This window comes from Cohnella zeiphila (genome assembly GCF_014212055.1).
GTDB lineage: Bacteria > Bacillota > Bacilli > Paenibacillales > Paenibacillaceae > Cohnella > Cohnella zeiphila.
This window is the reverse complement of record NZ_JACJVO010000012.1, coordinates 132,738-145,013: the sequence shown is the minus strand read 5'-3', so window position 1 is coordinate 145,013 and position 12,276 is coordinate 132,738. Positions and strand designations below refer to the sequence as shown.

The window sequence follows — 12,276 nt, the reverse complement described above, 5'->3', positions numbered from 1 at the left end:
CGTCCTTGCTTCTCTTTATCCGTCAAGCTTCGGCCGAACGCGTCTCCCAGGCACTCAGCTCCTCGAGCCTCTTGTTATACGCATCGCGTATCGTATAAACCGCCTGCGAGCCGACCGCGAAGCGCAAAGGCGGATGGTCTTCGTTCACGACGGACAGAATGGCCCGGGCCGCCTTGGCCGGATCGCCGATACTCAAGCCGGACAGGCCTTTCTCATAAGCCTCATAAAGCAGAAGATACTCCGGTTTCCGCTCGGTTTGATCCAGAGACGCCCCCAGAAAGTCCGTTGCGAAGACGGAAGGCTCCACGATCGTCGTCTTGATTCCGAAGCCGGCGAATTCCGCCGCGAACGCTTCGGAGAAGCCCTCTACCGCGAACTTCGAGGCCGCATACAAGCTGTAAGGCGGCATGGACCAGACTCCGAAGAAGGACGACAGGGTGACATAATGCCCCGATCCCTGGCGTTTGAAGACAGGGAGCGTCGCCCGAATCACGTCCAGAACGCCGAAGACGTTGACGTCGAACTGTTTGCGGATTTGCTCGTCCGCATACTCCTCCAGCATCCCGAACAATCCGTAGCCCGCGTTGTTGACGACCACGTCGATTCTGCCGAAGACGTCTACGGCCTCCTGCACGGCGGCATGAATCTGCTCTTTCTTGGTGACATCCATCGCCGCGAGATGGACGCGGTCGGGAGCCAGCCGTTTAAAATCCTGAATGTCCTCCAGACTGCGGGCCGTGGCCACGACCCTCTCTCCCGCTTGCAGAAGCTGTTCGGCCATATGGCGGCCGAAGCCTTTGGAAGTACCGGTGATCAGCCAAACCTTGCTCATAAACGGGTCTCCTCCTTTTTTGAGAACGATCGTTCTACTATTCGTTCGAAAAAGCCGATGCCCGCTTACGCATGAAGATTAGCCAATGCGGCATCGGCGATTCGATGCATCTTCGTTCTGTCGGCGGAAGTTCTGGCGAGCACCCGGATCCCCAGCATGACGGCATGGATCTGCTCCGCCAGCTCTTCGGCCTTGCGGTCCTGGGGGAACTCCCTCTTCTGCTGACCGGTTCGGATCAGATCGGCCAGAAGCCGTTCCATCGTGTCGAAGCCTTCCCCGGTCCTCGCATCCACTTCTGCGTCCCGCGGCGCCAGTTCGGTCGCCGTGTTGACCAGCAGGCAGCCCGGAGGCTTGCCTTCATAACCGTCAATCATGAGATCGAAGAGAAATTGGAGCGCTTTTCGGCTGCTTTCGGCCCGGGCGATAGCGGCCCGGAAGCGTCCGTTAATCAGCGTGCCGTACCGTTCGATGGCCTTCAGAAACAATTCGTGTTTGTCCCCGAACGTGTCGTACAGGCTTCTGCGATGGATCCCCATGCCTTCGACCAGATCGTTGACGGAAGTCTTCTCGTAGCCCTGCTCCCAGAACAGATGCATCGCCTTCAGAAGTACGGCGTCCTCGTCGAATTCCTTCCCTCTTGCCAATCCCATCCCCCCCTTCATCGCCACTTTAGCATATTGAGAATGATCGGTAAAGAATTATTTTTGCCCATCGTTCCCGTTCCCATACGGTATACTGATAATAGGTGGTGACCAACTCATGACGATTTCAAGCAGCAGAGCCAAGACGATCGGAGCGTTCCTCAAATCGCGCAGAGAACGTCTTACGCCCGAGAATGCGGGCCTTGCCTTCGTAAGCGGGCAGCGGAAAACGCCCGGCCTACGGCGCGAGGAAGTCGCCGTTCTGGCGGGCGTAAGCGTTACTTACTATACATGGCTGGAACAAGGAAGGGAATTGACCGCGTCCCGAGAAGTAATCGAGAGCATCGCCAAGGCGCTTCGATTAAGTCCGGACGAGAAAGGCCATTTGCTGGAGCTATGGAACCCTTACGCATCCGATACGGCTATCGCTCCGGCAGCTCAAGCCGCTCTGGATCCGCAGGTTCAGACGGTCATCGATCAGGTGGCTTATCCTTCTTATATCACCAACGAGAGGACCGAGGTCCTCGCTTGGAACAAGGCCGCCTGCGAGAAGTTAACCGACTTCGCTTCCGTTCCGGCCGAAGGCCGATCCTTAATTCGATTGGTATTCGAAAATGAGGACATGCGCCGCCGGATCGTGAATCTCGACGAATTCGCGAGCTATGGGGTTGCCGTGTTCCGGACCTACTACGATAAACACCGGGAGGATCCCTGGTATGAGGAAACGGTGGAGCATCTCAACCGGAACAGCCCGGCGTTCGTTCAACTATGGAAGCCGTACGACGTTCAGCACAAGAGAGGCAACCGGGTGTTTTTGCGGTCCTTCGCCGACTCCGATCCCGTCGTTTATGATATCCGGCCGCTGGCGAACCTATCCGACCGCCCGGATCTTCATATCTGCGTCTATATGCCGGCTTCGGAGAGCCGGGAAGCTGACGGGTAATTTTTTTACCGGTAAAAACGTTGTGTGGCTGACCTCGGGACGGCTCGTTTAGAATGGGTTCATGTTCGAACGATCCTGACGAAGGAAATGAGGGAAGCCGCATGATACAGACTAGAAAACTAGGCACAGAACTCGAAGTGTCGGCCATCGGCCTCGGAACGATGACGATGCCGAACGACGAAGAATCGGTACGTACGATTCGCGGAGCGTTGGATCTGGGCGTGACGATGTTCGATACGGCCGATTTTTACGGCGATCCGGAGTTCCGGCGGTTCGGGGAAAATGAGAAGCTGGTCGGACGCGCCCTGAAAGGCCGGCGCAGCGAGGCCATTATCGCCACCAAATTCGGAATTACCTTCGGTCAAGGTCCGAAAGGCGATCCCGCCTATATCAAGAAATCGATCGACGCCAGCCTCTACAGCCTCGGTCTCGACTACATCGATCTGTATTACCAACACCGGCCCGATCCCAACACCCCCATCGAAGAAACGATCGGAACGATGGCCGACCTCGTTCAGCAAGGCAAGATCCGATACATCGGATTGTCGGAGGCGCCCGCCGACCTCATCCGGCGAGCCCATGCGGTGCATCCGATTGCCGCGGTCGAGACCGAGTATTCGCTTTGGAGCCGGGAAGTGGAGGATGAAGTCCTCCCGGTCCTGAAGGAGCTGCAGATCGGCTTCGTGCCTTACAGCCCGCTCGGCCGCGGCTTTCTCACCGGTCAGATCAAGAAAATCGAGGATTTGCCGATAGATGACTATCGGCACCATTATCCGAGGTTCCAAGGCGAGAACTTCGTCAAGAATGCGGAGGTCGCCTCGCTGGTCGAGAAGCTTGCCGCGCACAAAGGCTGCACCCCCGCCCAGCTGAGCCTGGCCTGGCTCCTGGCGCGAGGGGAGCAAATCGTACCGATCCCCGGTACGAAGCGATTGGACCGGGTGCAGGAAAACCTCGGCGCGCTGCAAGTCACGTTAACGGCCGACGAGCTGGCGGAAATAGAACGAATCTCTCCGAAGGGGGTCGCCTCCGGCAGCCGCTTCCGCCAGAGCTAATCTTGACATCCGACCCTTCTGCCGTCTGCGCAGAAGGGTTTTTTCCGCGCATCAAACCACCTTCTTCACGCCGGGAATGCGCCGGATGAGCGTGGCTGCCAGGTATGAAAGAATGACGGCGAAGCAGCCGGCCAGCACGAACTTCGCCATCGGATTCCAGTCCAGGCGGCGGAGCATGAAGGCTACGTAGGTAACAAACATCGCATGGAGGATGTAGACCAGAAAGGCATGGGCGGACAGCCACCCCGCGGACTTCGTCGCCGCGCCGTTCCAGCGCTCGCGGAACCCTACCAGCAGCACGTAGGAGATGCCCAGTCCCATTAACGGATCAATCGTGGCATAGAAAGCCGACTGCCAGCTCAAGCCCCCCATAAATACCGCGATATTGTCCTCCATTGCGCCTCCGAGCGCCATCCCGGCGGCCATCAAGACGATCAGCCCCGCGACCGCCCATTTCCATTTTCGCGCCGTCTGCTCCGAAAGCTTTGTCAACCACTGCCCGCGATAGGCCGCGATTCCCGCCAGGAACAGGCAGATATACGCCGGAAAATAAGCGAGCTGCAAATTGAGCACATCTTCGCCGACAGGGTATGCCAAGCGAACCAAGAAATTCGCAGCCGCGACGATGAGCACGTAGCCGGCGATCAAGCGCGGCGTCAAGGCGCGGGGCTTGCCGCGCGGTTTGCCTGCCGTCAGCAGCCGGAATCCGGCGTACCCGATAAGGAACAGCAGCAGCGCCTCCAGATACCACAGCGGCCCCACCTCGAATGCCGCCACGCCTTGAAGCGGATGAGGAAGAATTTTGTCCCGGAAGAAGGCGCCAAACGAGCCATCGAATCCCGATCCGGCATATTGCAGAAGCGGAGCGATAGCCAGCATGTAGAATAGCAGCGGTACTCCGAACCGGACCAGACGCGTCTTCAGGAACCCGACCGCCCCATGGCGATCGTAGGAGGCAGGCGTCACGAAGCCGGAGATAAAGAAGAACAACCCCATAAAAAACGACTGATTGACCGCCGTAAACATCGTCAGCAGCGTGTTCACGACCACATTGTCTTGATGCTCGTAATAATACCAGCTCCCCGATCCTCCGTAAGCGATCGCGGTATGGTGAAGCACCACCAGCACCGTCAAGAATACTTTCAATCGATCCAGATAGACCAATCGCTTTGCCATGATCGCATCCCCTTCCCCATGTTCATGCTTCCACGGTACCACGGCACCGCCGGAAGCTCACCGAAACCATGAAGGGGAATCGCGCAAATCGGATTTCGGTCCGAAGCGGCGCCGATTGCGGTCCCGCTCGCAAGAGCTGCGGTGCCGCCATGCGACCGCCATGCTATACTACAATCAATCGCAATGGAGAGCCGATGGAGGTCGCCGTGATGAAGCATATCTTATTGGTGGACGATCATCGCACGTTTCTGGCCGGAACCGCCCTCATCCTGGAAAAGCACGGCTTCCGCGTGACGGCCGCGTCAAGCGGAGCGGAAGCGTTGGAGCGGTTGGCGGAAGCTTCTTTCGATCTGTTCGTATACGACTTGAAGCTGCCGGGGATGAACGGCTTCGAGTTGATGGAGACGACGCTGCGGCGCTGCCCGGAGGCAACGATCGTCATCCTGACCGGCGAGGACATCGCGGATCATTACGACCGGCTGATCGAGTCCGGGGCGACCGGCATCCTGGAGAAGTCGCTCGGCGAGCCGGAGTTTATCGCCAGTCTTCACTTGGCCATGCAGCAGTTGACGGTACTTCCCCTCCCTCTCGCCAAGCAGCTGCGAACCAAGATCGGCCGGTTTCCGGCCCCGAGTCCTGACACGGGAACCGCGAACCGGACGTTAACGGAGAAAGAAGTGGCCGTCTTGAAGCTGATCGCGCAGGGGCACAAAAATAAAGACATTGCGGACCGGCTGTTCATGAGCCAGCGCAATGTCGAGTATATGATCTCTCATTTGTTCGAGAAGCTGAGCGTGTCTTCCCGCCAGGAGGCGGTTTTAAAGGGGATCGAACTGAAGTGGCTGAGCGTGGACGCGTAGCCGGCTAGGAGGAGTATCGAATCGGCATCGAGCACCACACTTTCAACCCTTTGCCGGGTTCGGAATGCATCGATACCTCCCCTCCGATCATCTGAATCCGCTCCGCAATGCCTCTTAATCCGAAACGGTTGGTGGAAGAGAAGTCCCTGCCGCTGTCCATCCCCTTGCCGTCATCCGCATACCGGATAAACAGCGCCTCCTCCTCCTGCCCGACCTCCAAGGTCACCCGGTCGGCTTCCGAATGCTTCACCGCATTGTGGATCAGTTCCTGCACGACCCGGTAGATCACGGTATTCTGCTCGTCGCTGGGAGAAACGGCGAGCGGCAGGGAGCGGAATTCCAGCTGAAAGTCGGCCCGCAGCCTCGTTCTCTCCACCAGCTTGGATATCGCATGAAGCGCGCCTTGATCGGACAGGAACGACGGCATCAGCTCCCGGCAGGTTTCCCGGATCATGAATTCCGCGTTATCGAGCCCGAGCCGGATCTGCTCCTTCTCTTCCTGCACCCATTGGCCGGACGGCGTCCGATCCAGCAGCCGGCGGAGATGAAGCAGCTCCTGCAGCACTTCGTCATGGAGGTCGGAGGCCAGCCGTTTCCGCTCCTTCTCCGCCATCTGCAGGAACAGCTTGGACAGCCAGGGTGCCCGGTCCGCCTGCCTTTGCTCCATTTCCTTCAATTGCCCCTCGAGCAATTCGAAATACTCATAGAAAATCGACACGTACTTCGACATCAACAGCAGGGCGAATCGGTCCCGCTCCTCCATGGAGACCGGACCGCCGTCCCGGGAGCATACCGCCAAGAAAAGCCGCGACTCCCCCATGCCCCCCGCCGCCCCTAGTACCATCGACGGCGCGATGATCGCCTCTCCGGCGGACAGCCGAGTCCGGCGGGATTGCAGCGCCTGCCCGACCTCCTCTTCGAGCCGGACCGAACCGTCTGTTCCTTCCAGCTCGACGGAACCGTCCGTCTCGTCGTATTTCGCCAGAACAAACGCATGCGGCTGGAAAAAACGCCGTCCTTCCCGGATAACGCAATTCTCCCAATCGGCCACCCGATACGTCCTTAGCATCGCAGACAGCAAGGAGTCCAGCCGCTGCCGGGTATCCACCTCCTGCTCCAGAGCCGCGTTCTTGGACCGCAGCTCTTCGTTTACGGCCCTATTGTCCCTAAGCGTCTGGACGAATCGATGGAAGAACACCGCTCCGAATACCGAGAGCAGCGAGAGCAGCGCCCACGCGAACGTATCCTCCAGGCATTGCTCCCAATAAGCCCTTTCGTAGCCGAGAGGGTGCCCTTCGATGGCTTCGAGCAAATCCTTCAACGGATCGGGCAGCAGAACGATCGCGAACAGGACGAACCCGGCCCCGATCCGTCTTAGCTCCGCTTGCTGTTCCTTCCGGCGCAGCAAGGCAAGGAATTGCGCGATGCAGAGCGCCATATTCGAGAACACCAGCACCAGAAACAGCCAGCTCAGGACCTTGAACGCTGCTTCGCCGGCCGACAGAAGCAAGGCCGCCGCAATCGCCGCCCAAAGGACTGCTTCCGCCTGGAGGAACGCGCGGGTAAGGAGACGCTTCGCGGTACCCAACAGATAAGCGACCAAAGAGAAGAGCAGGAACACGATTCCGCTTTTGATGACCAGCGACCCGTTCGGAATGTCCGGAAACGGTCCGAACAAGAGCGATTTTCCGTCCCAATCCCAGAACAGCTGAAGCGAGGTCAGAAGCGAGATTACGCCAAGATAAAGGTATCCGCGTTCCTGAGGGAGAACGGCGAACATGGCCCAGAAGACGACCGCTATGAAAATAAACAGCACGACAAAGACGGCATCGTCCAAGTGGGCGCGCACCTGGTCCATAACGTCCGTGCCGCCCGTCGGCGGCTTCATCAGCGAAAAGTTGATCGACCCGTTGATCCCGAGGAGGAGGAACGCGGCGCCCGTTACTTTCGCCAGGAATCTCAGCATGGTCAAGTATTCATCCGCCTCCTATCGATTCCATTATACTTCGTAGCCATTCAGCCATGGAGCAAAATCAATCATTAGGAGGCAAGCGGCCGAGGCCGCACGGCTGCATGGGGAAGAAAGATTCTTGTTTCTACAGGCGGATTTAAATCTCGTCTCGGAAAATATTCGGATCGTACGGGCTCCGCCTTACGCTAGAGCTAGACAAATCGCGACAAACTTTGGGTGAAATTGACAACAAACTTGAATTTGGTATAAAATTCATGTGAAAATTTGCGCCAAATTTTCAACCATTTTATTAAGGGAGAGGATGAATTTGACGTACGCTAATACTGAAAGATTCGCCCGACGCGGAGCAATGCTGGCCACCGCGCTCTTGGCGGCAACGACTCTGCTCCTGCCGATCGGAGCGAGATCGACCGCTCATGCGGCGACCGCTTATTACGTGTCGACGACCGGCAGCGACAGCAACCCGGGCACCAGCCCCGATTCCGCCTGGCAAACGCTGCAGCACGCGGCCGACGCCGCGGTCCCCGGCGATACGGTCTACGTTATGGGAGGGACGTATAACCAGAAGTTGAAAATCTCAAAGTCGGGAACTTCCGCCGGCGGATTCATTACGTTCCAGAACTATCCGGACCAAACGGCGATTCTCGACGGGACCGGTTTAACGGTGAATGAAAGCGAAGGTCTGGTCGAGATCGATAGCGCCAGCTATGTGAGAATCCAGGGCTTCGAGATCCGCAACTTCACGAGCTCGGTGCGGGATGTCGTGCCGATGGGCATCTATGTCAACGGATCCGGCAATCATATCGATCTTCTGAACAATTACGTTCACGATATCAAGAGCACCGCGGCGGTCCGTTCGGATCTGTCGGGACGCGACGCGCACGGAATCGCGGTGTACGGCACGGAAGCGACGGCGATCAGCGACGTAACGATCGATGGCAATACGCTGACGAATCTGGTTCTGGGCTCCAGCGAGTCGCTGGTCGTCAACGGCAACGTGACCGATTTTCAAATGACGAACAATCTCGTTCACGACAACGACAACATCGGCATTGTCGCGATCGGGTTCGAGGGCACCGCTCCCAGCAATGACCAAGCGAGAAACGGCGTCATTCGCGGCAACACGGTATACAACATCACGGCCGTCAACAACCCCGCATACGGCAAGCCGGTGCCCAACGATGACTATTCGGCGGACGGCATTTATGTAGACGGCGGCAAAGATATCGTGATCGAGAACAATACCAGCTATAGCAACGATATCGGAATCGAGTTGGCCAGCGAGCATACCGGCAAGGCGACGAGCAACGTTACGGCCCGCAACAATCTCGTCTACAAAAATCGTTACACCGGCATCGCCATCGGCGGCTACGACTCGGACAGAGGCTCGACGATCGGCTGCATCATCGTCAACAACACCCTTTACAAGAACGACACGGTCGGTTACGAAGGCGGGCAACTGCTCTTGCAGTACGACACCCAGAACAATACGATCGAGAATAACATTATGGTTGCCAGCTCGTCGAACATTCTGATCCAGAACAGCTTCAAGAAGAATACCGGCAATATCGTCGATTACAATCTCTATTATGGGCCGGGAGGAGCGTCGGGATCGGCGTGGGTCTGGAAAAATATTTCCTACGGCAGCTTCTCGGCCTACAAGAGCGGTACCGGCAATGACGCGCATTCCCTGTTCGCCGCCCCGCAGTTCGTAGACGCCGCTTCCTCCGACTTTCATCTGGCCTCCTCGTCCCCTGCGGTCGACGCCGGATATACGGATACGGCGGTCATCGGCTCGACGGACATCGACGGAGACGCTCGCGTCATCGGTTCCTCTGTCGACATTGGAGCGGACGAGCGCGCCTAAGCGAGCAAAGAATCGTATTACGAAGAAAGACGCCAGTAGTCCGACTGGCGTCTTTTCCATTGTTGCCCGGATAATCCTCGTACTGGAATGGCGTTGTGATTTCCGGTTTTTGCGACTTGAACAGGAAATTCTCCCTTTATCGCTCACGGAATGACCATTTGGGTCCCCTGAACCGGAAAAGCTCCTCTTATTTCGATCAAAATGCGTCCATTATCCTCGATGAACGAAAATATAGGGGGAATTTCCCTTCCAATCGCACAAATCTTCGTTGGAGGCCAGATTGTAGGGAGATTTTCCGGTTTGCGGCCGTTCTTTCGGGAGTTTTCGACCGAGAGATCGTCGCGTGAACGACTATACTCACAAATGAAGCGATGTCCCTTACCGGCCAGCGTCGAGATGACGAAAGGAATCGAGCCGAAATTTTAAAAGGCTAATGGTCTTTCAAGACGCGCTCGATCCGCTTGTCAGGCACGAACCAGACGACGGTTACGAGGACGAAGAAGAAGCCGGATATCCAAGGACTGATATAGGCGGTCAAACCCGCGACCAAGTAGAGCAAAGGGGATAATTTCCCCTTCCAATCCTTCCCCATCGCCATGACGAAGGCGGAGTCGCCGGCATGCTGCTTCATGATCGCGCGCTGAAACAGCCAGTACGCGATCGACGCCAGGAGCAGAATGAGAGCGTACAGCGCCGTCGGAGCGGCCTCGAAGTGGCTTTCCCCCATCCAAGCCGTCGTGAACGGGATGAGAGACAGCCAGAACAGGAGCAGCAGGTTGAGCCACATCAACCGCCCGCTCATCGTTCGAACCATATGGACCAGGTGATGATGGTTGTTCCAGTAGATGCCGACGTACGCGAAGCTGAAGATGTAGCTGACGATCTTGGGGCCGAGTCCGATGAGGTCTTTCCAGTCATGGCCCTCCGGCACTTTGAACTCCAGCACCATAATCGTAATGATAATGGCCAATACGCCGTCGCTGAACGCTTCCATCCGATTTGCTTTCAGAGCGGTCACTTCCTTTTCCCTGATGAATGGTGTTCCAAATGATGAGCCAGTTTGGCCCTCGTCTCCGGTGACGGCAGGTACATCATCAACCGGACGTCAGGATCCCGGGGAACCTGCAGAGTCAAATGCTCGAACGCCAGCAGTCCCAGCGAAGGATGCTCCAACTCGATGGATCCGTCCAGGACGCTGCGTGCGTCATGCTGAAGCCATATTCGGCCGAAATCGGCACTGGCATCCTTCAAATCCTCGATCAACCCGTCAAACGACGGGTCTTCCAGATAACGGGCTCTCGCCGTATGAAATTCCGCCACCAAGCCGCCCGCCACCCGGTCCCAAGCCCGGAATCGCCGCTTGACCTCATGATTGACGAAGAACTGCCAGATCAGATTGAGCTCATAGATCGGCTTTGTCCGATTCGGCCGAGTAATCGCGAACACCTCGTCAGCCGCCTCGTTCCATGCCAGATAGTCCCAGCGTCGCCCGATCACCATGGCGGGCGCCGGCCCGAGCTCGCGGACCGCTTGCTGCAGGAGTGATCCGGCCATCTCTTCGACCGGATCCGCTTGCGGAGGAAGGGATTGCCCGGAGAGCAGGAAAAGATGCCGCCGCTCGTCCGGAGTCAGCCGGAGCGCCCGCGACAAGCTCTCCAACACTTGCGCCGAGGGGCGGATGTCGCGTCCTTGCTCCAGCCAGGTGTACCACGATACCCCCACATGGGCAAGCAGCGCGACTTCCTCGCGGCGCAGTCCCGGCTTTCGGCGCGGGGAGACGGACGGAAGATTCGCGTCGTTCGGAGATACGCCTGACCGCTTCTCGCGCAAAAACTCGCCCAGCAGCTTGCGCCGCTCGCTATCGTTCATATCCAGCGCTCCTAACTGTTACCGGGAGACCTAGGCTTAAGAAGCCCGCGTCCGATCAGCACGAACCCAGTATAATCAAGTTCAGCAAACGAGACAACACATGCGCAGCCCCATTCCATTTCCCTAAAAAAGGAGGCACACGATGCCGAATCAAACCCAACCGATCACGCCCGATGTCCGTCCTGCCGGCGTCTATCCGGTAGCCGTCGGAGATTTCCGCTGCCTTGTCCTTAGCGACGAGGTCGGCTACTCGCTGCCCGCGTCTCTCATTACGAATGCGACCCGGGAAGAGGTGGCTGCCGCCCTTCGCTCCCATGCTTTGCCGGCCGATCAGGTGCCGATGCAGATCAGCGTTCTGTATATTCATGCCGGGCAGCATCGGATCCTGATCGATACGGGACTTGGGCAATTGCCTGGACCCAATGGAAAGGTCGACTTCGTCGGCAAGGTCCGTTCGAACCTGCAAGCGTTCGGGATCGCCCCCGAAGCGATCGATACCGTGATCCTCTCTCACGCTCACAGCGACCATTATGGCGGTATTTTCGACGAGGAAGGCGGGTTTTCCTTTCCTAACGCTCATTACGTGCTGCCCAAAGCGGAGTGGACGTTCTGGATGGAACAGCCCGATCTTAGTTCCTTGGCGCTTCCGGAGCCTCTCAAGCAAAGAACGGTGCAATCGGCGCAGAGCTGTCTCGCCCGTCTTCAACCGAGGCTGAGGCTGATCGAGGAAGATGAAGTCATTTACCCGGGCGTTGCCGCCGTGCCTGCAAAGGGAGAGACGCCGGGGCACAGCGCGTTCCTTGTCTCCTCCAATGGCGATTCGCTGCTGGTCGTCGGCGATGCATGGCCGCATTACCGGCTGACGGCAGAGCACCCGGAATGGCTGACCGCCTTCGACCTGGACCCGGAGCAGACCGTTCGCACGCGGCGCGCCCTGCTCGACCGCGCAGCCGAAGAGAACCTGCTCGTGCTGGCGTACCATTTTCCATGGCCGAGTCTGGGGCGAATCGTCAAGCGCGGTGCGAGCTGGTCCTGGGAAGCGACAGAGTATCGGTGGTGAAAAT

At 57.8% G+C, this 12,276-nt stretch carries 11 protein-coding genes; 5 read left to right on the top strand and 6 right to left on the bottom strand.

Features of this window, described 5'->3' with window-relative positions; all coding sequences use genetic code 11:
• Positions 1-22: 22 nt before the first annotated feature.
• Both H7C18_RS11450 and H7C18_RS11445 read right to left on the bottom strand, forming a co-directional pair.
• Positions 23-832, bottom strand: a complete 810-nt coding sequence (locus H7C18_RS11450) for an SDR family NAD(P)-dependent oxidoreductase (protein ID WP_185129188.1) — start codon at positions 830-832, stop codon at positions 23-25.
• 65 nt (positions 833-897) lie between these two features.
• Complete coding sequence (locus H7C18_RS11445; protein WP_185129187.1) at positions 898-1,476, bottom strand: TetR/AcrR family transcriptional regulator; 579 nt, start codon at positions 1,474-1,476, stop codon at positions 898-900.
• Positions 1,477-1,591: 115 nt separating this feature from the next.
• Here H7C18_RS11445 and H7C18_RS11440 point away from each other — a divergent pair, with 115 nt between their 5' ends.
• Together H7C18_RS11440 and H7C18_RS11435 are read left to right on the top strand one after the other, a co-directional pair.
• Positions 1,592-2,416 (top strand): helix-turn-helix transcriptional regulator, encoded by an 825-nt coding sequence (locus H7C18_RS11440; RefSeq protein ID WP_185129186.1) that lies wholly within the window; start codon positions 1,592-1,594, stop codon positions 2,414-2,416.
• 104 nt (positions 2,417-2,520) lie between these two features.
• Positions 2,521-3,468 carry an aldo/keto reductase gene (locus tag H7C18_RS11435; protein WP_185129261.1) on the top strand — a complete coding sequence of 316 codons (948 nt, stop codon included), beginning with the start codon at positions 2,521-2,523 and terminating at the stop codon, positions 3,466-3,468.
• A 51-nt stretch (positions 3,469-3,519) separates the two neighbouring features.
• Here the strand turns inward: H7C18_RS11435 and H7C18_RS11430 are convergent, their stop codons facing one another.
• Positions 3,520-4,644, bottom strand: coding sequence for an acyltransferase family protein (locus H7C18_RS11430; protein WP_185129185.1), 1,125 nt, complete (start codon positions 4,642-4,644; stop codon positions 3,520-3,522).
• Between the two features lie 209 nt (positions 4,645-4,853).
• On the opposite strand from H7C18_RS11430, the gene H7C18_RS11425 reads away from it, so the two are divergent.
• Positions 4,854-5,504: a response regulator transcription factor gene (locus H7C18_RS11425; RefSeq protein WP_185129184.1), complete on the top strand. Its 651-nt coding sequence runs from the start codon at positions 4,854-4,856 to the stop codon at positions 5,502-5,504.
• A gap of 4 nt (positions 5,505-5,508) precedes the next feature.
• Here H7C18_RS11425 and H7C18_RS11420 read toward each other — a convergent pair whose 3' ends face one another.
• Entirely contained in the window at positions 5,509-7,470 is a 1,962-nt protein-coding gene (locus tag H7C18_RS11420) for a sensor histidine kinase (protein WP_238357651.1), read from the bottom strand.
• 355 nt (positions 7,471-7,825) lie between these two features.
• Here H7C18_RS11420 and H7C18_RS11415 point away from each other — a divergent pair, with 355 nt between their 5' ends.
• Entirely contained in the window at positions 7,826-9,343 is a 1,518-nt protein-coding gene (locus H7C18_RS11415) for a right-handed parallel beta-helix repeat-containing protein (RefSeq protein WP_185129260.1), read from the top strand.
• 430 nt (positions 9,344-9,773) lie between these two features.
• Here H7C18_RS11415 and H7C18_RS11410 read toward each other — a convergent pair whose 3' ends face one another.
• Positions 9,774-10,352: a TMEM175 family protein gene (locus tag H7C18_RS11410; protein WP_185129259.1), complete on the bottom strand. Its 579-nt coding sequence runs from the start codon at positions 10,350-10,352 to the stop codon at positions 9,774-9,776.
• A 5-nt stretch (positions 10,353-10,357) separates the two neighbouring features.
• The gene (locus H7C18_RS11405) at positions 10,358-11,212 is read right to left on the bottom strand and encodes a helix-turn-helix transcriptional regulator (RefSeq protein WP_185129182.1); all 855 of its coding nucleotides are present in this window, start codon (positions 11,210-11,212) and stop codon (positions 10,358-10,360) included.
• 142 nt (positions 11,213-11,354) lie between these two features.
• On the opposite strand from H7C18_RS11405, the gene H7C18_RS11400 reads away from it, so the two are divergent.
• The gene (locus H7C18_RS11400; protein ID WP_185129181.1) at positions 11,355-12,272 is read left to right on the top strand and encodes an MBL fold metallo-hydrolase; all 918 of its coding nucleotides are present in this window, start codon (positions 11,355-11,357) and stop codon (positions 12,270-12,272) included.
• The last annotated feature ends 4 nt before the right edge of the window (positions 12,273-12,276 follow it).